Annotated in this window: 20 protein-coding genes; 8 read left to right on the top strand and 12 right to left on the bottom strand. The window is 62.8% G+C overall.

Annotated features, from left to right (window positions below):
• Window positions 1–128: 128 nt before the first annotated feature.
• Window positions 129–329: a hypothetical protein gene (locus FJY68_03875; protein MBM3330974.1), complete on the bottom strand. Its 201-nt coding sequence runs from the start codon at window positions 327–329 to the stop codon at window positions 129–131.
• 94 nt (window positions 330–423) lie between these two features.
• Window positions 424–1710 (bottom strand): serpin family protein, encoded by a 1287-nt coding sequence (locus FJY68_03880; GenBank protein MBM3330975.1) that lies wholly within the window; start codon window positions 1708–1710, stop codon window positions 424–426.
• 356 nt (window positions 1711–2066) lie between these two features.
• On the opposite strand from FJY68_03880, the gene FJY68_03885 reads away from it, so the two are divergent.
• On the top strand, window positions 2067–3377 hold the full coding sequence (locus tag FJY68_03885) for a DUF362 domain-containing protein (GenBank protein MBM3330976.1): 1311 nt from the start codon (window positions 2067–2069) through the stop codon (window positions 3375–3377).
• Between the two features lie 140 nt (window positions 3378–3517).
• Window positions 3518–4840, top strand: coding sequence for a DUF362 domain-containing protein (locus tag FJY68_03890; GenBank protein MBM3330977.1), 1323 nt, complete (start codon window positions 3518–3520; stop codon window positions 4838–4840).
• 50 nt (window positions 4841–4890) lie between these two features.
• Here the strand turns inward: FJY68_03890 and tatC are convergent, their stop codons facing one another.
• The 3 genes from tatC to FJY68_03905 form a co-directional block, all read right to left on the bottom strand.
• Window positions 4891–5586 (bottom strand): twin-arginine translocase subunit TatC, encoded by a 696-nt coding sequence (gene tatC, locus FJY68_03895; protein MBM3330978.1) that lies wholly within the window; start codon window positions 5584–5586, stop codon window positions 4891–4893.
• Between the two features lie 89 nt (window positions 5587–5675).
• On the bottom strand, window positions 5676–6047 hold the full coding sequence (locus tag FJY68_03900; GenBank protein MBM3330979.1) for a four helix bundle protein: 372 nt from the start codon (window positions 6045–6047) through the stop codon (window positions 5676–5678).
• Between the two features lie 87 nt (window positions 6048–6134).
• A complete protein-coding gene (locus FJY68_03905; GenBank protein ID MBM3330980.1) occupies window positions 6135–6329 on the bottom strand; it encodes a twin-arginine translocase TatA/TatE family subunit in 195 nt (64 codons plus the stop codon).
• 105 nt (window positions 6330–6434) lie between these two features.
• Between FJY68_03905 and FJY68_03910 the strand changes: the two genes are divergently transcribed.
• From FJY68_03910 to FJY68_03935, 6 genes are all read left to right on the top strand, one after another.
• Window positions 6435–7832: a DUF362 domain-containing protein gene (locus FJY68_03910; protein MBM3330981.1), complete on the top strand. Its 1398-nt coding sequence runs from the start codon at window positions 6435–6437 to the stop codon at window positions 7830–7832.
• A gap of 10 nt (window positions 7833–7842) precedes the next feature.
• Window positions 7843–8379: a hypothetical protein gene (locus tag FJY68_03915; protein ID MBM3330982.1), complete on the top strand. Its 537-nt coding sequence runs from the start codon at window positions 7843–7845 to the stop codon at window positions 8377–8379.
• Complete coding sequence (locus FJY68_03920; protein ID MBM3330983.1) at window positions 8380–9303, top strand: DUF362 domain-containing protein; 924 nt, start codon at window positions 8380–8382, stop codon at window positions 9301–9303.
• A gap of 28 nt (window positions 9304–9331) precedes the next feature.
• Complete coding sequence (locus FJY68_03925) at window positions 9332–10846, top strand: 4Fe-4S binding protein (GenBank protein ID MBM3330984.1); 1515 nt, start codon at window positions 9332–9334, stop codon at window positions 10844–10846.
• On the top strand, window positions 10843–14766 hold the full coding sequence (locus FJY68_03930; protein ID MBM3330985.1) for a hypothetical protein: 3924 nt from the start codon (window positions 10843–10845) through the stop codon (window positions 14764–14766). The genes FJY68_03925 and FJY68_03930 overlap by 4 nt, the downstream gene beginning before the upstream one ends.
• Before the next feature lie 204 nt (window positions 14767–14970).
• Window positions 14971–15645: an ORF6N domain-containing protein gene (locus tag FJY68_03935; protein MBM3330986.1), complete on the top strand. Its 675-nt coding sequence runs from the start codon at window positions 14971–14973 to the stop codon at window positions 15643–15645.
• Here FJY68_03935 and FJY68_03940 read toward each other — a convergent pair.
• The 7 genes from FJY68_03940 to FJY68_03970 all read right to left on the bottom strand — a co-directional run bounded on the left by FJY68_03940 (window position 15583) and on the right by FJY68_03970 (window position 21634).
• Window positions 15583–16425, bottom strand: a complete 843-nt coding sequence (locus tag FJY68_03940) for a hypothetical protein (protein ID MBM3330987.1) — start codon at window positions 16423–16425, stop codon at window positions 15583–15585. The genes FJY68_03935 and FJY68_03940 overlap by 63 nt on opposite strands.
• Entirely contained in the window at window positions 16422–17405 is a 984-nt protein-coding gene (locus FJY68_03945) for a DUF4268 domain-containing protein (protein ID MBM3330988.1), read from the bottom strand. The genes FJY68_03940 and FJY68_03945 overlap by 4 nt, the downstream gene beginning before the upstream one ends.
• 441 nt (window positions 17406–17846) lie before the next feature.
• Window positions 17847–18467, bottom strand: a complete 621-nt coding sequence (locus FJY68_03950; GenBank protein MBM3330989.1) for a DNA-3-methyladenine glycosylase — start codon at window positions 18465–18467, stop codon at window positions 17847–17849.
• Window positions 18464–19822, bottom strand: coding sequence for a hypothetical protein (locus tag FJY68_03955; GenBank protein ID MBM3330990.1), 1359 nt, complete (start codon window positions 19820–19822; stop codon window positions 18464–18466). The genes FJY68_03950 and FJY68_03955 overlap by 4 nt, the downstream gene beginning before the upstream one ends.
• A 71-nt stretch (window positions 19823–19893) precedes the next feature.
• The gene (locus FJY68_03960; protein MBM3330991.1) at window positions 19894–20700 is read right to left on the bottom strand and encodes a hypothetical protein; all 807 of its coding nucleotides are present in this window, start codon (window positions 20698–20700) and stop codon (window positions 19894–19896) included.
• Between the two features lie 67 nt (window positions 20701–20767).
• Window positions 20768–20971 carry a hypothetical protein gene (locus FJY68_03965; GenBank protein ID MBM3330992.1) on the bottom strand — a complete coding sequence of 68 codons (204 nt, stop codon included), beginning with the start codon at window positions 20969–20971 and terminating at the stop codon, window positions 20768–20770.
• A gap of 231 nt (window positions 20972–21202) precedes the next feature.
• Window positions 21203–21634, bottom strand: coding sequence for a hypothetical protein (locus FJY68_03970; protein MBM3330993.1), 432 nt, complete (start codon window positions 21632–21634; stop codon window positions 21203–21205).
• Window positions 21635–22026: the final 392 nt, after the last annotated feature.

The following is a 22026-nucleotide window of genomic DNA, read 5'->3' on the forward strand; positions in this document are numbered from 1 at the left end:
GGGTCGAGACGGGACATGCCCGTGCTGCCCGTCAGGAGTCTCGCGGCCAATCCGGCCGGGGTTCGGATCGAGTCCCAGGCCTGCCAGGCCGGGAGGAAGTAAGATCGGCGGGCAGCTGCTCTACGGCGCTAGCTTGTCAGTGAGCGCAGTGCCAGAACGACACCCGCGAGGAAGGCGAAGAGACCGAGGATAAGGTCACCGGTCCGGCTCTTGGGACCGTAGCGCTGCGAGAGTGGTCGCGCGAGCAGCACGTAAGTCCCCAGCAGGGCAGAGTAGCAGGCGATCGCGAGTGTGGCCCATTTCATGCCGCCTTGGTTCAGGGTCGCCATCGCCTGACCGCGAGGGTGAGGAGGAGCGAAGTCCTGGTCGGACGGCTTGGGACACGATCCGAACCCTCGGCGGATTCGGTCATGTCCCGCGCCGCTACTGCTTCGGGTCGTAGATGGCGCCGAGGAAGAGAATAGAGCCGGTCACGTCGTCGCGGATGGCGCAGAGGAATGGGTGGTCGCAGATGAAGGAGAACTTCTCGTCCTGGCGCGGCATCGCCGTCGCGAGCATCTTAATCGCGGTCACTGCCGCTGCCTCGGTTCCTTCTTCGTTGACCTCGACGAACGTCTTGTGCAGGACTTCGCTGATTGCTGCGGTCGCCGGCGGCACGACCATGCCTGAGAAGTCGGCACCGGGTGTGAAGGCGATGCCCATGCCGAGCTGAGCGAGCACCTTGTTCAGGCTCTGCTCGTACTCGAGCTTGAACCGGGGCAGGACGACCGTGCCTTTCTTTTCGCCGAACCCGGCGAAGAGCGCGGCGAAGTTCTCCGGCTTGGTCGCGTTGATGAGCTTGCCCAGACCGTCCTTGTCGCGGGGCAGGAAGATATACAGGTTGAGCCGCTCGTCGCCGTAGGGCAGGGCGACCGCCTGCATGGCGTCGTTCTCTTTGTAGCGGAACTTGTCTTCACGGTTCATCATCTGGCGCTGGACGCTGCCCGCAGCCAGGTGGAACTCGCGCGGAGCCGTGAGCTTGGGGTCGAACTTCTCCGTCCAGGTTCCCTTGAAGTAGATGGCGTTGACGAGGACGAGGATCTCCTCGGGCTTCAGCTCGCTCACTATCTGCTTGATGCGGCCGTTGGTGTTCTTGGAGCACCAGTCGTTGATGGTGGTCACTGCCGAAGGCCGGGCGAAGTCGAGCGTGGTCACCGACGCCCGGTAGTACTTGCCGCAGTCGTCGGCGAACTGCTTGCGCAGCATCACGCCTTTGCGCAGCCAGAGCGAGTTGGCGATGCCGAGCCGGACCGCCTTGTCGGAGTTCACCAAATCCTCGCGGAGTCGCTGGTTGCCGGCCGCGACCTCGGAGCGAGGGAGCCCGGATACCCGCATCGTGCCGGCCATCGCATCCCAGGTCGCGCCGGCCGCGCCATGCGCGGTCATCTGCAGGGCGATGGCGATGCTCAAGGGCGAGATGAAGACGTTCTCTTGCGGCCGGGCCGTGGTGAGCTGGTCGAAGACCGCGAGCCCAAACATATTGTCGGCCTCGACCAACTCCGCGGTACGGATTGCCGCCGGCTGGGCGCCGGATGCGGCCGAGCAGAAGAGAATGGCTGCGAGCAGTAAGTTCATGGTTCCTCCAGAACGGATTGGGCACAGCCACCGTTTTCGTCCGACGATAGCGGTGGCAGTCCCCGCATTTCTTGAACAGGCTAGCTGGCAGGACATGGCTTGTCAAAGACAATCTACCGGTGGATGCGGGAGGGTATTCCGGGAAGGGGCAAGGGTACTAGTGGTCAAGTGGTATGGTGGTCCAGTGGTCCTCACCCCAACCCTCTCCTCTGAGAGGAGAGGGAGAGCGAAGCGAGGGTGAGGAGAAGACGAAGCAAGAGACCAGAAGCCAGGGGTGGGATGAGCTGGTGCTCTAGTGCCAGGGAAGGGAAGTGCTCAAGTGCGGGGATGGGACGTGCTCTAGTGCACGATTGACCGGTTCATCGAAAGCAGGATAATGGTGTGTTGGCTGGCACCTACCCCGCCTGCGCGCAGTCGTTGAAGTCGGCTCATGCCGGTCGAATGGAGGTCTTGTGAAGGACGTATCGAGGCGTGATTTCCTGAAGTACGTCGGCGTCGGCGCCCTCGGCCTCGTCGCGAAACCGCAGCTCCTGTCCGCGTTCGACCGCAAGCTGTGGCCGGCGCTCGACGCCAGCGACGTGGTCCAGTGCTTCCACGATGGCGCGACCAGCGGCAGCACCATCAACGAGCCGGTCGTGCAGATGATGGTGGACGAGTCGATCATGGCCCTGGCCGGCGTCCGCAACGTCGGCGAGGCCTGGAAGTCGATCTTCCCCGGCATCACGCAGTCCAGCATAGTCAGCATCAAGGCCTGCAACGGCAACGGCGCCATCCCGACCCATCCCGCGGTCGTGCGCTGCATGATTGACGGCCTGGCCCGGATGGACGTCGGCGGCAGCAACTTCCCGAAGAACAACATCATCGTCTGGGAGGATCACGATTCGCAGTTGACCCAGGCCGGCTTCACGATCTACGACGGCAGCGACCCGGATACGGTGCGCTGCTTCGGGACTGACCATTCCGGCGTCGGCTACGACAGCGGCGTGACCCTCAACATCAACGGCACCTCTGCGAATCCGAGCAAGATCCTCAGTCAGATGAGCGACTATGTGATCAACGCCGCGACCCTGCGCACGCACAACCTGTCCGACGTGACAGTGAGCCTGAAGAACCACTACGGTTCGGTCAACGCCCGCCAGCACACGAACAAATGCAGTCCGGCCCTGCCGGCGCTCAGCCAGCAGATTCGGGACGTCATCACGCCCAACAACATCCAGAAGCTCTTCGTGGTGGACGGCCTGTTCGGGCTCTATTCCGGGGGGCCGAGTGGCGCGCCCAACTTCAATCCCAAGCTGCTGCTGATGACCCGGGACACGGTGGCCTGCGACGCCCAGGCCCAGAACGTGATTAACGCCGAGCGCGCGCTCCACAGCCTGCCCGCGCTCGACGCGGACCATATCAGAGTGGCGGCAGACCCGCCCTACAACCTCGGGTCGCTCGACATCAACCTCATCGAGCTGAACAACCTCGGCGTCGGCGAGACCGGTCGACCGGCTGCCGACGACGGCCTGTTCGCTGTCTCGCCCGAGCCGGTGCGGAACCGCGCCACAGTCACTTTCACCGTCTCGCGCCCGGGCCCGGTGTCGCTGGAGCTGCTGGACGCCGCTGGCCGGACCGAAACGCGACTTTTCGCCGGCACCCTCCGCCCGGGCAGGCACAGCGTCACCTGGCACACGACCCGACAGCTGGCCGCGGGTACTCACCTGCTCCGCCTGAACGGCGCCGGCGCCATCCGGACTCGCAACGTGCTGATTGTGAAGTAGACACCCACAGCCGGAATCCGCCGGCATCTGCTGGCCCAGTGCTTGCTTGACCGGTTCCCAGGATAGGGGATAATCCATCCCACTGTGAAAGTCGACCTGCTTTCGATTGGATCGTCCTACCCCGGTTGACCGGAGGGAACATGAAGGAAGTATCAAGACGTGATTTCCTGAAGTACGTCGGCGTCGGCGCCCTCGGCCTCGTCGCGAAACCGCAGCTCTTGTCCGCGTTCGACCGCAAGCTGTGGCCGACGCTCGCCGCGAGCGACGTGGTCCAGTGCTTCCACGATGGCGCGACCAGCGGCAGCACCGTCAACGAGGCGGTCGTGCAGATGATGGTAGATGAGTCGATCATGGCCCTGGCTGGCGTCCGCAACGTCGGCGAGGCCTGGAAGACCATCTTTCCCGGCATCACCGATGCCAGCATCATCGGCATCAAAGTGAACTGCGCGAGCGGGCAGTGCCCGACGCGGCCCGAGACGGTCCGCTGCCTCTGTAACGGGCTGGCGCAGATGGACGTCGGCGGCTCGCAGTTCAAGAAGAACAACATCATTGTCTGGGAGCGGACGAACAGCGAGCTCAACGTGGCCGGGTTCACGAAGTACACCGGTTCGGATCCGGACACGGTCCGCTGTTTCGGCAGCAACGAGTCGGGCGTCGGCTTCGATACGGATACGACCCTGGTGGTCGCGAGCAGCTCAAACCAGAACCCGAGCAAGATACTGAGCAAGATGATCGACTACGAGATCAATGCCGCGGTGCTGAAGACCCACGCGGCTGCCAAGCTGACGCTGACGCTGAAGAACCACTATGGCTCGGTCCACAACGCCTCCGGGTTGCAGCACACCAGCAGCTGCTCGCCGGCAATTCCCTCGCTCAACCAGCAGATCCGCGACGTCATCACGCCCAACGCCAAGGACAAGCTCTTCTTCATCGACGGCCTGTTCGCGATGTACTCGGGCGGGCCGAGCGGGCCGCCCAACTTCAACCCCAAGCTGCTGTTGATGAGCAAGGACCCCGTTGCCTGCGACAAGCAGGGACAGAACGTCATCAACGCCGAGCGCGCGCTCCACAGCCTTCCGGCGCTCGACGCGCCGTGGCTACCGGTCGCGGCCGAACCGCCCTACAGCCTCGGTTCGCTCGACATCAATCTCATCGAGTTGAACAACGTCGGCGTCGGTGAGTCCGCCAGGCTGGTTACCGGTCAAGGCTTGTTCGCTGTTTCACCGGAGCCGGTGCGGGACCGCGCCACAGTCACGTTCACCGTCTTGCGCCCGGGCCCGGTGTCGCTGGAGCTGCTGGATGCCGCTGGCCGGACCGAGGCGCGCCTCTTCGCCGGCACGCTCCGCCAGGGCACGCACAACGTCAATTGGCACACGACCCGACAACTGGCCGCCGGCACTCACTTGCTCCGGCTGAACAGCGGCGGCGCCACCCGGGTACGCAAAGTGCTGGTTGTGAACTAGGTTCAGCCGCAGGCCGGCCGCCCCCAACCGCCTCTAACGAAGCTGGCTCTTCAGCCCCCCGCGCTGCGGCGGGCTTTGGCCAGGTAGGAAGCGACCACGCCCAATTCGAACAGCGCGAGCAGCGGAACCGCCATCAGGATCTGGCTGAACACGTCGGGCGGGCTCAGGATCGCAGCGGCGATGAAGACGAGCACGACCGCTATGCGCTGGTTCTTCATCAGCAGCTTCGGGGTGATAACCCCGAGCTTGGTCATGAAGAACATTATCACCGGCAGTTGGAAGATGACTCCGCAGGCAAGCAGGAACGCGCCGACCGTGCCGACGTACTCGCTGATGGAGATCATTGCCTGCAGCTTGGGCGTCTCAAAGCCGAGCAGGAATCTCATCGATATCGGCACGACTACCAGGTAGGCGAACGCGACCCCGGCCACGAAGAGCAACGAGCAGACGCTCACCGCCGCGGAGATGTACTTCACCTCGTGCTTCTGCAGCGCCGGCCGGACGAACCGCCAGAACTGGTAGAAGATAACCGGCGCGGCGAGGAAAACGCCGGTGGTCAGGGCCACCTTGAGCTGAACGACGAATGCTTCGGCCGGGGCGAGGAACACCAGCTTCGGCACGGACCGGGTAAGCAGATCAAGCACCTGCTGCGAGAAGAAGAACGCGACAACCGCGGTCACGCCCAGCGCGATGAGCGAGTAGAAGATGCGCTTGCGGAGTTCTTCCAGGTGGTCGAGGAAGGTCACTAGGAGAGTGCTCTAGTTCTCAAGTGCACAAGTGCGAGAAGAGAAGTGCTCTCGTGTTCCGGTGCAAGGAGGAGAAGGGCACAGAGGCTCTAGAGCTGTGCGCGTTTCCGTTCCAGAGCGCGTATGAACGCCTTGGTCAGCCTCTCGACATCGCCGGCAGACTGAAGCAAGCTGACGCTCGTGTTGCTCTTGATGTACCCGAGCTCGGTGGCGAGCATAATCTGTGTCTGCAACTCGCAGATGGAGCCGTAGGCTATGTAGAGGGATCGCAGGAAATCGGGGGTCGTGCGTCGGCCGAATCCCTCGGCGATGTTCGATGGTATTGAAACCGCAGCCCGCTGCATCTGGGCAGCAAGGCCGTAGACTTCCGACTTCGGGAAGCACTTCGTCGCACGGTAGACGTCGAGGCTGAGGGAAAACGCCTTCTGCCAGGCCCTCAGATCCCGGTACGTGTCAGCCATCTGTCAACGGACCGCACTTGCGCACTGGGGCACTCGTGCACTTCGTTCCCGCGGACTGGTGCACTCGAGCACTAGAGCACTATCGGGTCAGTCCGCCTTCGGCCCCTGGTCGTCCTTTTTGTCTTCTGCAGGCTCGGCTTTGTCAATCTCCTTCATTCCCTGCTTGAGCTCGCGCACGCCTCGGCCGAGGGAGCGCATCACTTCCGGGATCCGCTTGGCCCCGAACAGAAGCAGGACAATGAGGACAATGAGCAGTACTTCCTGCCAGTTCACTCCGAACACGGGTGCTTACCTCCGGGCTGTTCGCGTTCTTTCACACCAAGACTATAGAAGCGCGCCCGCCGCGGGTCAAGCTGCGGCCGAACTGCGCTTGACCCGGTCCGCCGGATGCGGGATAATCTAGTCGGTAGTGAGTCCCATACCAGTCTCGGCAGCGCCGGATCAGCCCGGTTTCACGGAGGAACATTGAGAGAAGTATCAAGGCGTGATTTCCTGAAGTACGTCGGCGTCGGCGCCCTCGGCCTCGTCGCGAAACCGCAACTCTTGTCCGCGTTCGACCGCAAGCTGTGGCCGACGCTCGACGCGAGCGACGTGGTCCAGTGCTTCCACGATGGCGCGACCAGCGGCAGCACCATCAACGAGCCGGTCGTGCAGATGATGGTGGACGAATCGATCATGGCCCTGGCTGGCGTCCGCAACGTCGGCGAGGCCTGGAAGTCGATCTTCCCCGGCATCACCGATACCAGCATCATCGGCATCAAGGTCAACTGCATTAACTCGGCGCACAAGACCAATCCTGCGGTGGTTCGCTGCATCTGCAACGGGCTGGCGCAGATGGACGTCGGCGGCTCGCAGTTCAAGAAGAACAACATCATTATCTGGGACCGGACGAACAACGAGCTGACCAACGGCGGCTACACCAAGTACACCGGCTCCGACCCGGACACCGTCCGCTGCTTCGGCACCAACGAATCCGGCTACGGATACGATTCCGGGTTGACGTTCAACGTCAACGGTTCCAGTCAGAACCCGAGCAAAATCCTGAGTCAGACAATTGACTACCTGATTGATGCAGCGGTGCTGCGCACCCACGGCTCGGCCGTGCTCACGCTCAGCATGAAGAACCACTACGGCTCGGTCCACAGCCCCGGCACTCTCCAGCACTCCAGCGGCTGCAGCCCGGCCATTCCCTCCCTGAACCAGCAGATCCGTGACCTCATAACGCCGAACAACATCCAGAAACTCTTCTTCATCGACGGCCTGTTCGCGATGTACTCCGGCGGGCCGGGCGGCTCGCCCAACTTCAACCCCAAGCTGCTGCTGATGAGCAAGGACCCGGTTGCCTGCGACAAGCAGGGACAGAACGTCATCAATGCCGAGCGCGCGCTCCACAGCCTGCCCCCGCTGGATGCGCCCCAGCTGCCCACCGCGGCGGCGCCGCCCTACAACCTCGGGTCTCTCGACATCAACTTGATCGAGCTGAACAATGTCGGTGTCGGCGAGGCGGGCCAGCCGGTCCCGGACGACGTCGCCTTCTCGGTCTCTCCCGACCCGCTGCGGAATCGCGCTACGGTCACCTTCGGCGTGTCGCGCCGCGGCCCGGTGTCGCTCGACCTCGTGGATGCGGCAGGCCGCATCGAAGCGCGGCTGTTCGCCGGCACGCTCCCGAAGGGCAGACACAGCGTTGACTGGCGTACCGGGCAGGGCCTGGCCCGGGGCACGCACTTCCTCCGGCTCAACCGTGCCGGCGCGACGCGTGTCCGCAAGGTAACCGTCGTCAACTAGGAAGATGGCCATGAAACTCCTGTTCGCCGGCTGCGTCGCCCTGGTCTGCCTGGCCTGTACACCTCCCGCAAACGAACCGGTCGACGTCGTCACGCTCGTGCCCGGGGACAATGAGATCAGCGGCTGGATGCGGAGTTCGCCCATGCAAGTGGCCGAAACCGGGACCCAGCTCGAGGCCATCATCGACGGCGAGGCCGTGCCCTATGACGACAACCACTTTACCAAGTGCGCGTTTCAGAACTACACCGGAGACGTGGGGGGCTCGCAGGTCGAACTCAACCTCAGGATCTTCGACATGGGCGACACGACGAATGCGAAGAACGTGTATGCGGCAGTAACGGCCGGCACCGAGGTGCCCTGGACCGGTGATAACCCCGGTGTCGAGGCGCGCACGGACGAGAGCTTCCTCTTCGCCTACCGCGTGGAGTTCCGGGACGGCCGCTTCTACTTCCGGGCCGACATCATGGACAAGTCATCCGCAGCCCAGGACGTGGCCAGGCTGTTCGCCCGGAACGTCTCGTCGGCCATCCGCGATACGGCCAGATAGATGGGAAACGAAATGAACCGCCGCGACTTCCTCAAGACCGGGATCGGCATCGCCGCGGCTGCGCTGCTGCCCAAAGCACTGCTCGGAGCCGTCCCCGGTAAGGACGCCGGCCCGGTTGTGGCTGTGGCTCGCGGCAACAAAGCCAAGCTCGTCGGCGGAGCGCTCGACCTGCTCGGCGGGATGGGCAGGTTCGTGAAGCCCGGCGACAAGGTCTGCATCAAGCCCAACTTCTCCTTCGCCGCCAACAGCGAATGTGGCGCGACTACGAGCGCTGAAATCACCCGGCAGGTCGTGCAGCTCTGCCTCGCCGCCGGCGCTGCGCGCGTCGTCCTCTTCGACTACCCGATCCAGGAAGCGGCGCTCTGCATCGAGCGGAGCGGCATGAATTCCGCCCTGGTGGACAAGGAGAAGGTCAGCCTCCTCGCCCTCAGCAAGGAGCGCCAGTTCGCGGATACGACCATACCCTCCGGCAAGGAGCTGAAGTCCGCCCGGGTAGCCAAGGTCGTGCTCGAGTCCGACAAGTTCATCAACCTGCCGACCGCCAAGTCCCACTCCGCGACCGGCGTCAGCCTCGGCATGAAAGGGTTGATGGGCCTGATCTGGGACCGGGGTGCTCTCCACCAGATGAACCTGCACCAGGCAATCGCCGACCTGGCCTCGCTCGTCAAGCCTGACCTGACGATAATCGACGCTACCCGGGCCCTGACCAGCGGCGGTCCGGGAGGGCCGGGCAAGACCGTGGCTTTGGACATGGTCATCGCTGGCACCGATCCGGTAGCGGTCGACTCGTATGCCGTAGGCATCACCCAGTGGTACAACAAGTCGTTCGCCGGCAAGAGCGTCAAGCACATCGTCGCGGCGGCCGAGATGGGCCTGGGCGAGATCGACACGGCGAAGATGGACATCAAGCAGGCTACGGTCTGATAGGCGGCTTCCGTCTGAAGACTGCCCTGTGAAGACGAAGCCGGGCTTCGCTGTCCGAGTCCTGCGCTGGCTGATACAGCTCGCGTTCCTGTTCCTATTCATTGCGCTCTTCACCCGCATCCGCTACGGTGCCTCGCCCGCCCTCTCCGACATCTTCTTCCGTTTCGACCCGCTGCTCTTCCTCGTGATCTCGATTGCGAACCGGGCGGTGCTGGCCGCAGGTCTGCTCTCCCTCGTCGTCGTCGCGGCCACCTTCCTCTTCGGCCGCTTCTTCTGCGGGTTCGTCTGCCCGCTGGGCACGACTGTTGACCTGGCCGGCGCCGTGCTCAAGCGCAAGAGCCCGCCGGCCGACGCCTGGCGCCGGGGCAAGTTCTTCACTCTCATCTTCCTCGTGGTCGCCGCCGCGGTCGGCGCATCATTTGTCGGTTTCTTCGACCCGCTGGCCATCCTCTCGCGCTCGCTCACCCTCGTCTTCTACCCCGGCACGTCGCACTTCATCGGGCTGGTCTCTGCCCTGCGCCCAGCGGTCTTCACCGAGACGCTGCTCGCCCTCGCGTCCCTGGTGTTCATCCTCGGGCTCGGTCTTGCCGCCCCGCGCTTCTGGTGCCGCAACCTCTGCCCTCTGGGCGGCCTGCTGGGGTTGATTTCCAGGTTCTCCTTCTTCAAGTTCTCGTTCCGCGGGGAGTGCAAAGCCTGCGGGCTATGCGCGAAGGCCTGCCCGACCGGCGCCATCGACTCCGGACGCGCAAGAGTCGACGCCGCCGAGTGCATCGGCTGCCTTGCCTGTCTGCACGCCTGCCCGGACAGCGTCATCGCGTACTGCGTGAAGCCCGTACCGCAGCCCCTGGACGTTGGCCGCCGCGAGGCCATCATCGCATTGGGCTCCGGCCTGGTCGCTGCCCCGCTGGCCAGGTCCGTCGTCCACCGCAAACTGCAGGGCCGCCTGCTCCGGCCGCCGGGCTCGATACCGGAACCCGATTTCCTCAACGCCTGCATCCGCTGCGGCCGCTGCATGAAGGCCTGCCCGACCAACGGGCTCCAGCCCGCGGTCCTCGAGTCCGGGTTCGACGGGCTCTGGACCCCCCGCCTCGCACCCCGCATCGGCGCGTGCGAGAAGAACTGCAATCTCTGCGGACAGGTCTGTCCGACCGCGGCCATCCGCAACCTGCCGCTTGAAGAGAAGACTTATGCGCGCATCGGCACCGCGGTGATCGACCGGTCGCGCTGCCTGGCCTGGGAACAGGACCGCGCCTGCCTCGTCTGCGACGAGGCCTGCCCGTACAACGCCATCGATTCGCGCAACCAGACGATACTCGCCACGACACTGGGCCGGCCGTTCGTGAATGAGGCGGCCTGCGTCGGCTGTGGACTGTGCGAGTCGCGCTGCCCGATCGATGGCCCGGCCGCAATCCAGGTCTTCTCCATGGCCGCTGACCGGAAGAAGACGGGCTGGTACAAGACGCCGGAGAAGGCCCGGCTCCGCTCCTGCGGCGACGAACCGCAGGAGGATCTCCCCTCCGGTTTCATCCAAGAAGAGCAGTGACCGAGCTGCTCCTCTGCCTTCTTGCCGTGACCGCGAAGGGCACGGCTGACCGTCCCATAATCCTCGACGGCGCGACTGACTCCTACGCCTCGGAGTTTCTCTTCTTCGCCACTGACTACGGCATCTACACTTTCGACCGCAATTCCGAAACCTGGAGCCGGATTACCACGGCGAGCGGTCTGCCTTCGAACCGGGCGCTGGCACTCGGCCTCGACGAGGGCGTGCTCTGGGTCGCGACCGACTCCGGCCTCGCTTCGGCCGACGTCCGGGTCAGCGACTGGCAGACGTACGACCTGCCCGGAACCGTACGCGCGCTCGCCTTCGACGACCGCTACGTCTGGGCCGGAGGCGACTCGGGCCTGGCGCGGTTCGACAAGTACTCGGAAACCTGGCAGCACCAACTTCTCGACACGCCGGTTCTGGATTTGCTCGCTGAGAAAGAAGGACTCTGGATAGCGTCGGACGCCGGCGTGCTCCGCTACGACCCGAAGTTCGAGCGCATCGACCAGACCCCGGCCCCGGCCGACTCCTACGCGCGCATCATCGCCACGACCAGCCGGATCTGGTTCGCGGGCGGCTCCCGGCTGGCCGGCTACCGGAAAGACGCCGCGTCCTGGTCCGAGCAGAGCCCCATCCGGGTCGCCGACTTCTCCACGCTCGGTGACACTGTACTCTGCGCCGTGAGCGGCAGCCCGTTCCTCTTCGACCCCGGCTCGGACCGCTGGAGCGTACCGCAGCTCATCGGCCTTCCCGAGGGCGTGACTGATGCATTCCTGACCGCTTCGGAGATGACGTTCGCGTCCCCTGCGGGCCTGTTGGTCCTCGATACCAAGAACAACACCCGGCAGGTCTGGACCGGAAGCAACGGCCTCGAGGACGCCGCCCTCGTCCGGGTGTATACCGATCAACGCTTCATCTACGCCCTGACCGCAGGCAGCATCCAGTACTTCGACCGCCAGCAGGCGCTCTGGAAACGCGAGGAGTTCGTACCGCCGCAGGCGCGCAGGGAGCAACTCGCCTTTCTCGACGACGCGGGTGCGCACTTGAGAATTGTGCCCGGCACCGACATTCGGCTCTCCGGGCGCGCCTACTACTCGCAGACCCGCACGTTCTCGGGCGGCGCTGTCACCACCAGCGACTTCGAGAACTTCGGCCTCAACCTTGCGGCCCAGCACCGGTCGGGCCGTACGCTCTCGCTCTTCTACGACGATTCGGACAAAGACCAGGTCGCCTACGGCCTCGGGTATCGGGGCATCGCGAACGACCTGCTCCACCGCGCCAGCGGCGGCAAGCTGAGATCTGAATACCTCGAGTTCGACCTCATCCCGCAATTCTCCCTCTTCGGTGCGAACGCGCGCCTCGTCCTTCCCCGTTCCCCGACCCCTGACCCCCGATCCCTGGCTCTGGACCTGCAAGCCGGCCGTATCGAATCCGCGCTCCGCTCTGAATTCTTCACCGGCCGCTCGGTGGACAAGGAAGTAACCAGGCCCGACGTCAACTACGCGCGCGGTCTCTTCTACCGCATCCCCAATCGCTCATCGCTCCTCACTTCTCGCCCCTTCCTCTGGGACACTCTCTTCGCCGACGACCGCAACCCGGCGACGAATACGCCCCGCACCCGCACCGGCTTAACGGTGGGCGGCGTCATCGGCGACTTCGACCCGCTCGTCCGCGGCACGGACTACTTCGTCGACCGCGACGGCGGCGTCATCCACCTGCTCGGCGCGCGCAACCCCGACGACGCACTCGTCCTGGTGACAGACGCGGGCGCGCAAGTCCTCCAGTCCGAGTCGGTCACCGGCAACGCGCTGAAAAACACCTACTTCTTCGGGCCGGACATCACGCCCGGGACGTTTGAACTCGTGATTACCGATACCACCGGCGCCGTCCGTGCCCTGTCCGAGTTCGGCCTCGACGACGACCGCGACGGCAGGGTCGACCCGGCATTCATCAACCACGACCTTGGATTCCTGACTCTCCCCTCGCCCATTGTCGCCGACTCCCTCTCTCCCTCGCTCTACTCCCTGCGCGCGTCATACCGTTCCCAGTCGGCCTTCTACGGCCTCAGACACGCTCCGGTCGTGCGGAACAGCGAAACTGTGCTGGTCGACGGCGTGGCGATGACCCGCGGGTCCGACTACGTGATGGACTACACCTCGGCCATCCTCCTCTTCCTCAAGAAAGACGCGGTCACCGACTTCAGCCAGATTGACGTGCGGTATTCGTCGGTCGAAAAGCCGGAAACCTGGACGACGAAGCAAATGCTCTTCTCGGGCCAGCCCGCCATTGCCTTCGGCCGGGGCGTGATGCTGGCACCGGGCTTCTCGCGGGTCGCAGACGAGAACATCGTCCACCTTTCGGGACGGGCCGAGGCGGGCGCAGGCACCGACAAGAGCCTGAAGTTCGCGCCCCAGCTGGCAGTCAACACCGACGGGGCGCTGGCGCAGGACTACTCCCTGAACGGGAACTACCGCATCTTCAGCGCCGCAGCCCAGTACCGCGGATTCGCCCCGGGGTTCGAAGAGTTCGGCGCGGGAGATCGGCGCTATGGCCAGCTCCGCCATTCGGCCGCTGCCACGGTCGGGGTCGAGCCGCTGTCGCAGCTCCGCTTCGACGGGTCGTTCAAGCGCGAGTACCTCGCCGACACTCTCTCCAGCGCTTCGCTCCAGGCTGCGAACTACCTGTCCGGCAAGCTGAGCTACCTCAACCCGAAATACCCGAACGGCTTCGTGCTTCTGGCCAATGACCGCCTGCCGGACGGCAACAAACTCCGGGCCAAGGCAAACGCGGGCTACGAGTTCACGCTCCTAAAATCCAAACTCAAGCTGAGCGGCATAGTCCAAAACACCTCACTCGACCACTTGACCACTGGACCACTTGACCACTCCCTTGAGTACATCGCCGAGGCGACCTTCGCCCTGCCCTTCCCGGTCCAGGGCAGCGTCCGCTACCGGAACAACGGCCTGTCGAGCGACGGCGAAAAGACGCGCCGCGACGACGAACTGCGCGGCCAGCTCAATGTCGACGTCGTTCCCGGCCTTTTCTACACCGGCTCATACAAACTCGAGTCCGAGGCGAGCCCGCTCGGCCCAAGCCAGGACCTCGCACTCCAGAGCTACTTCTACAACAATCTGCAGATCGCGCCCGGCCGCTGGTGGTCCAGGCTCTCGGTCGTCAACTTCTCGCTTGGCACCGGCTCCAACTTCGACGAGTACGTACGCAACCTCGACTCCGCCTACGCCCGGCCGTTCCTGCTCCTCTCTCCTCTCTCCTCCCTTCCCGGCTCGGCCGCCATCTCCTCCGCCAATGACCTCCGGACTCTCTACGGCACGGTGCAACTCCAGCCCTTCACCCGTCTCACCCTCCGCGCCAGACGCACGCTGGGCAACAACGGCACCGCCTACTACGGCCTGCCCGAGCTCAAGCCCTCGACCGAAGACGAACTTCGGGCCGAGTACGAGCCGGAGCACCTCGGCATGTTCACCGCCCTCTTCAACTCGCGCGTCGCCTCCGGCCTGCCGAAGACCACGCGCCGCAACCTCTACTTCGAGTGGAACATGCCCTGGTCGGAACTCCTCCGCACGCGACTCACCACCACCTACGGTTTCGACGCGGAGTTCTACGGCGCGGCGCTGACCCTGCACCCGCAGAGCATCACACCCAATGCCGAGGCGCTCTTCCGCTTCAACTCCCGCTCCTACGCCACCGTCGGCTTCGGCATGGCCTGCGAACAGCGGACGTTCTCGGCCACGGGTTCGGGCTGGGTCCCCGACCCCTGGAAGGTCTCCCTCCGCCCGGCCGCGGGGTTCAACCTGAACCTGCTCAAGTTCCTCTACGTCCAGCTCAACTACCAGTCCGCCTTCGTCCTCTCGGGCACGCCGACCCACACCCTCTCCGGCCGCCTCACCGCTCAATTCTAGCCTCCCGCCGCCCGCTTCCGCGACTCAGAAGGCTGCTATCGCGTCACCGGAACTCCTTCGGCTCGCTTGAGCTTGTGCTTGAGCTTGCGCTAGCTGGAGGCTTGTGGCTTGTGGCGGGTTTTCCCCAAGCCCAAGGACTCGGGCTACCTCATACCGGCCGAACGGCTGGATAACGCGATACTGGAGATACGCAGTCGCAAGGTAATGCTGAGTCACGACCTTGCCGCATTGTACGGCGTCTCCACCAAGGTCTTCAACCAGGCCGTCAAGCGTAACGCGGAGCGCTTTCCTCCTGACTTCATGTTTCAGCTCACTTGGGAAGAAACGGAGGCTTCAAGGTCACAAATTGTGACCTTGAACGACCCCGCTCCAAGATCGCAGAATGCGACATTGAAACGCGGCAGCAACATCAAGTATCTGCCTCTTGCATTCACGGAACACGGCGCAGTCATGGCGGCAACGATACTCAACTCGCCGCGGGCAATTGAAGTGAGCGTCTTCGTAGTTCGCGCCTTCGTGCGGCTCACCCGTGCCGCCGCGGACTATCGCCAGGTGGCGCTGAGACTGGCGGAGATCGAGGCGAAGTTCGCGTCCCATGACAGAAACTTCCAGGTCGTCTTCGCCGCCCTGCGCATGCTCATGCAGTCTGCAGAGCCCGGTCCCAGGAAGCGCCGGATAGGATTCGGTCCGGACGACGACCGAACCGGGTCTGCGTCGGACTTCATCGCCCGCGACCGTCCCCGCGACTGGGAATCATCAGGACCTCAATTCGTCGTTCGGAGTTTGGCGTTCGGAATTGGGAGGCGGCCCCGCGACTCAGGAGTCTTCTGCTGCTCCCAATTCGGCGCGCTGCGAGCGCTTCAGCAGGCGTCGGAGTAGTTCAATGGAGTAAGGTGGGATTCTGCGGTGCAGCATGTCGTGGCAGTTGGAGCAGACCAGAGCGATGTCCGAGAGCCTTGTGACCGAAGCCCGCGTTCGGACTCCGACCGGCTTCAGGTGATGGGCCACGATGTAGTCCCTACCTGTGTCACCGTACCGCTCTCCGTAGTGCATGCCGCAGACTTCACACCGATAGTCCGAGTGCATCTTCTTCGCGGCGATCAGGGCGCTGTTCCTTTTACGGAACTGGATCTCAGACCGATAGACCTCACCCTCGCGGGCTTCCATAGTTCTCGACCTTGCGGTCGCTGTCCGTTCGGCTACGCCCAGAGAACGCAGCTGGCTATCATTCAGGGGGAGCACCGTCCACTGCTCTGCGCCTAGCTTCAGCGGGATGGGCCTGAAGGTCGCATTCCATTCGACCCTTCGATAGTGATCATGCGGGTGGTCTGGATCATCCATGACAGCTGGGTCGTACAGATACTCGCTGACGACCTTTCCCCTGCCGACTATCCGTGGGCCATTCTTCGCGTAGATGATGTCGCCGGGCTTCATCTCGTAGATGAACCTTCTGAGGCTGACGCGAGCTGTGGTATTCTCAGGCCACTTCCTGCGCCACACGTTGTCGAAGTCGGCCACGGGCACCTCTGAGCAGTCGCCGACGATAGGACGCATGCGGTAGCCGAAGTAGCCTATCGCGGCAACGTTCTTAGAGCGACACGTGGGCCAAAGCTCGAAGCCCTGAGACCCCCATCTGAACGCCATGCGCCAGTAGTTCATGTTGTCTCCTCTGTCCCCAGCTTCTTGACGCGCGGGGCGAAGACCTTGTAGAACAGCTCAACGTTCTTTCTGAGCCACTCGAACTGCTGTGGCCACGTGGTCCGATCCATGACGTCCGCTGCCCGTCGCGTGTAGATGCGGCACGCCTGCTTGTCCTCTGGATTGTACCAGACTAGCTGTAGGCCGAGCTCACGCTCGATGTCCTCGCGCTGCTCATTGAGCTGAGCGAAGTGCCTTTTCGCGCTGCTGCCGCTCATGTAAAGGTCGACCCGAATCTCTGGGCCCGCCTTGCCACTCTCTGAATCCCAGTATGACGTAATCGACGAGAGCCACATTCCCGGCCAGCCGACGTTGTGATTGAGCCAGTGTCTCGCCGCGGGCGGTTGGCATGGAACCCTGCTCTTGGACGATGTCATGTACTCACGATACTTGGTCCAGAACTCCAACTGCGTCCGCCGGTACTCGGTCATCCCGGCCCGCTCTGCGTCTGCACGGACTACCCTGCTCCAGTCGTTGGGCTTGGCCACGATGCTGAACTTCGGGGCAGGAGGTGAGTTGCCGATCCTCCAGAGTTCGACCTCCAGACCCAGGAATGAGGTCTTCTCGTCCGTGTGCTCGTTGAGCCAGTCCAGAGCCGCGCGATGCTCCTCGGTGAACTCCGGGGCAATCCAGATCATCGTCGCCGCCTCGAGTCCGGCAGCGTATGTTAGTATCTGACCAAGGTGGGAATGGTCGGTGCGCGCCAGTTGGTTCTCTATCACCACCCATGAGTCATTGGACAAGTCCTTGCACAAGATATCGGCCATGAACCTGCCTACCGCTTTCTCCTGCTGCACCAACTCAAGCTGCATCCCCAGCGTCTCGCCCAGCAGGCGCAGATTCTCCTCTTGGGCCAGCCACGGCGTAAACTGCCCGGACTCCTCTTTCCAGACCTTGCGAAGGTCTACCTTCTCCAGTCGCCCCAGCTTGTCGTTGCTCACAACTCCTCCCTTGTTTTAGAACCTCGGCTTGGCGTGCCTTTGCGGAGGGCGTCTCGCGGAACCTGCGCCCGGCTCATCGGCAGGATTCTAGGCCGGTGCAGGGCGGTGTCAAATGGGCGGACGGAACTGGGGCGCGTAGACTAGCCCTTGACTCGCTTCAGATTGAGATAAGTGATGTGTCCCCGAAACTCCCCGAAAGCACCCCCTCGGAACTCGGCACCGGACCCTCAATCTTCAATCCTGAAACCTCGGTCTTGCTGCACCGCCCGACAGCACCCCGCAGGCATTCCCGGAACCTGAGCCCTGCTGCCAATCTCCCGTATAACTCGGGCCCCTTCGGGGAGCAGTAGGCGGTCCGAATGACCACCTGCACGCGCCTTGGGGCTTGGGGTCGCACGCCCGGGCTATTCAGGCACCTGCGTACTTCGTATCGCCGGTCGGCTAATGACGTTTCGGGAACAGGGGACGCGACACGAACGGATTGTCCTTTAGGTAGAACCGCCAACGCCAGTTGGCCGCCGCCCCCGCGTAGTCTATGTTGATACGTCTGGTTGCCACTAAGTCCCTCTTGGCACCGGGGTGCCCGGCCCTGACGAAAAGCCTCCTGCTACAAAGGTCGAGCCCATAGCTCGCCATGTCGATGCCCATTGCTTGGCATAGACGTCCCGGGCCGCTGGTCAGACTACGGAGGTCAGCGTCAGCTCCGAGTCCGCGCCTCCGGCGCATCTCGGGGATCCCGCGGCGTGGCTCCAGCGCTCTTACCAGAACGACCTCCGGCATGTCCTGTCCTTGGGTAACCACGTTGAAGCAGCAGTACATGCCGTAGATGCGGTAGACGTAGGCTCGTCCTCCTTCTTCGTACTGGACACGCGTGCGGTCGGATCGGATGCCCCTGTATGCGTGCGAGGCAGGGTCGCGGGGGCCGATGTAGGCCTCGACCTCAACGATCAGACCCGACGTCAGGCCTGCCTCTGACTTGTGGACGAGTTCACACCCGAGGAGATCCTTGGCGACCTGTAGCGTATCTCGGAGATAGAAGGCCCGCGGGAGCGGGCCCGTCACGGGAGGGAACGGAGAATCGACTCTGCGGCCCGAATCCCTGTGGCAGCGGCGTAGACGATGCCCTGTGAGAATCCGGCGCCGTCGCCGGCGACATACGCGCCGTCCACCCGTGTCTGCAGGTTCTCGTCAGCGTCCACGCGCGGCATCCACCACTCAATAGCGGGCGCATACAGCAGGGTGTCGTCACTCACCAAGGCTGGGTCCACGTTCGACAGCCGTCCTACGAAGTCAACCAGTTTGGCGTTGAATCCGTTCGGAAGCCCGAGTTGTGCGATATTCCCCGGGGTAGCCGTTGAGTCGGTCGGCTTGATGGAGTTCTTGGACAACCGTTCGGGCGTTGTCGCCCTGCCGCGAAGGAAATCGCCGTACCGCTGCACCAAAAGCCCGCCGCCACTGTGCATCCGGACGCGTCGCATGATACCAACACTGTCCTTCCAGGCATAGCGGGCGTTGGGAGTGTCTCCCAGTAGTATGCTGAAATTGGCGTGCAGCGTGTCCGGTTTCTCTTCATTTGCCTCGGTGTATGGGCTGTGCCCTCCAGCAAGTGGAAGCCGGTAGTATCGCAAGGACGAGACGTGGCCATGACGGCAGTAGCAGTGCGTCTTCATCTTGGACCCATCGTCGTAGTGCCAGTAGAACTTCGGGTCCAGCGAGTACTCCGTCATCAACTCGGAGGGCTTGGTTTCCACTCTGACGCCGATGTAGGTCCTGTTGGGTTGGCTCTTGATGCCATGCCAAGCCAGGAAGCTAGTGAACCAACTCGCTCGCGAACCTTCCTTGCCTGGCGCTAGCAGTACGTTCCGTGCCAGAAGAGAATTCCTTCTGCCGGTGCCGTCGGAGAACCGCACTCGGAAGCAGTCCTTCTCTCGTTTGATGGAAGTGACCTCGTGTTCAAAGCCGGTCTCCAGTTTGCGGCGCAGCAAATCGTGGAAGAACCGCCCGACCACCGCCCTAAGGTTCTCCGACCCCATATGCCGAACTGGTAGATGCTTGTACGTGATGCCTCGTTGCGCCATCGCGTCAGCGTAGACCTGCCACTGGCTGGCGGGCTTGTCTTTTCTTACGGAATACCCGTCGTATGCGGTAAGTACACGCTCGACGTAGCGTAGGTACTGGTTTGCCCTCTCCTCCTGCGCGAAGACTCCGTCCAGCTTGCCCCCGGCCCTGAGAGTGAGAACCAGCTTCCCGTCAGAGAAGAGACCGGCTCCACCCGCACCGGACACCCGGTTGACGGCTTCCTCACGGCCGTCTCGACAGTGCCTTGGCGAGCACCGCGTCGACACAGGCTTGCCTTTGTCGAGCATCACGACCCGCAGGCCGGGCGCCTCCTCAAGGCACTTCCGCGCGGCAAACATCCCGGCCGGCCCAGCACCGACGATGACAAGGTCGCAAGAAGCCAAGCTACGCGCAGGCTGGCTGTAGACGCTCACCGCTGGTTGCCCTTGGCTGGCTTCGTGGTAGTCTTCTTGCCGGAGTCTCGCGACATGCCCTGCGAACCAGGCACACGGGAGGTGTCATTCTGGTTCGAGTCACGATCTCCTGAACCTGAGAACGTATCACCCTGAGTAGGCGAGCGCTCTGGAGGCCTCTTGGCGACGCTTGGTGCAATTGTGTTGAACATGAGAATCACCGTGATCACCGCCACGGCCACACTGATGGCCGACAGGATTAATGGCAAAGCTCTGTAGAAAGTCTTCTGAAGTCCGCCTATCTCGCGGCGCAACGACAGCAGACTGCTGTCGATGGGCTCTTGCGCGAATTTCTCGATGCTGTCCAGATTCTGATACGTACCACTATAGGTGCTATCCGGCGTGTCGTCCAGTTTGCGGAATTCGATTGTCACCAAGTGCTCGCCGCGCTTCAACTTCACGCTTTTGTTGGAGAAGTTGTACAGCAACGCCACGACCTTGCCTTTGTAGCCCGGGTCTATCTGAGACTGCGCCGCTAGAATGACGCCCTGCTTGAGGAGGCTGTGGCAGATAGACACGCTGGCAGCAGCATCGCACGGCATTGTCAGGGTTTGTTCGGTAATGACGAACGCCACCTCGTTGCTCGGTATTGAGAAGGACGCCCCTCTCTGGCCCAACTTGCCGTCCCTCTTGCCGATCCTGAACTGGTCTCCAACAGAGAGGTCATAGCTGGCGGGCTTGACAAGATTCACATCGTATGGCTCCACCAGCAGTGTCGGGGCTGCGCATAGCCTCTTGATCGTCTTGTCGGAGAAGACCGCCATTATGGGCAATCCTGCAGCGTCTTGCGGCCCAGCCAGGGCCTAGCCGCCACCATCGAGTGTAGATTCATTAGTCGTTGTAGTTCAGACGCTTCCTGAAGTCGATGAGTTCGCGACCTTTGGCGTGCCACTTCTGGCGAGGGCCTCGCTTCTCACCGCTGAGTCGCCTCGACCCCTTCTTGGCTCGGAAATAGCGTGCCACGGCGTCCTCGGTCACTTCTAGCGCGGCCGCGCACTGCTCAATTGGGTACCATTTGTCTGATTCTATCTTCAACGCAGCCTCCCTATGTCGGCCAGCAGTGGCAACAAGTCGTCATTACCTATGACAATGTACGACAACCTCTGATTGCATCTGACGACACATGTTAGGGGGCAGCGGTCTCCGTGTCAAGCAGTAGGCAACAGGCAATCATAGTATAACGTGCTGCTCCTGAAGTGTTCGTGGACGGTTCGTTCGCGAATCGTCCGCAGGTCATTCGCGGCAGTTCAATACTCCAGCCGTCCCCTAGTTGATGCCAATCAGCTCCTTGAGTCGCTTGTTGGTTGCCGTTACCCTGACAAAGTCGACTAGGTCTTCGCTGCAGATGACCCGGATGCGCCGCACGTTCTTGACAAAGGACTGCAGTATGCTGCGGGGAAGAATGGACACGAACTTGTCGGTGAACGGGCTGGGGTTGCGCTGTCGCCTAGGCAACTCGCCCTCTCTGTAGTGCACCAAGATCCTCTTCAGCTGCGTTGTCTCGATCGTCCGCTTCGCGTCTGGCACGTCGATCAGTATTTCCCAGTCCTCCACCTGCCTCTGTACCGAACGCCGCGCCTGACTGCACAGTTCTTTCTCGGCGTTCTTCCGGCGGACGTCGTCGTAGAATCCCGTGAGGCTTCCTTTGAATCTGTACCCGGGAATGCTGCGCCCACGCTTGTGTAGGTGTCGCTTCATGATACGCCCAAACAAAGGGTTTCTACTTCTCTCAAGCATGGATAGGAGCTGCGTGTCGGTTTTGTCTTGGATCTTCTCTGGAGACAGTCCTTCATCCAGAACGACTCTCTTTAGCATTGCCTGTACTATCCGCACGGCGTGATGCCAGTACACATGCCTGTACATCAGGTATGAGCATGTCCCTCGGTTAGTTGAAATTCCTAGCGGCTCCCACATCACTTTAGGCAACTCTCTCTGTTGCGTCAATTTCTTTCGGTGACGCGGACCGTTCCAGTGCACTCAGCAATGCGGGGATGTGCCGGTAGCCATCTACGCACCGGAAGTGCTGCTCGGCATGTAGCAGCCCAGCTACACACCAGCGCCAGCGCATCTCGCCAGGGCGCCAGCGCTTC

Source organism: candidate division WOR-3 bacterium (assembly GCA_016867815.1).
Taxonomy (GTDB): Bacteria; Hydrothermota; Tepidihabitantia; order Tepidihabitantales; family Tepidihabitantaceae; genus UBA2258.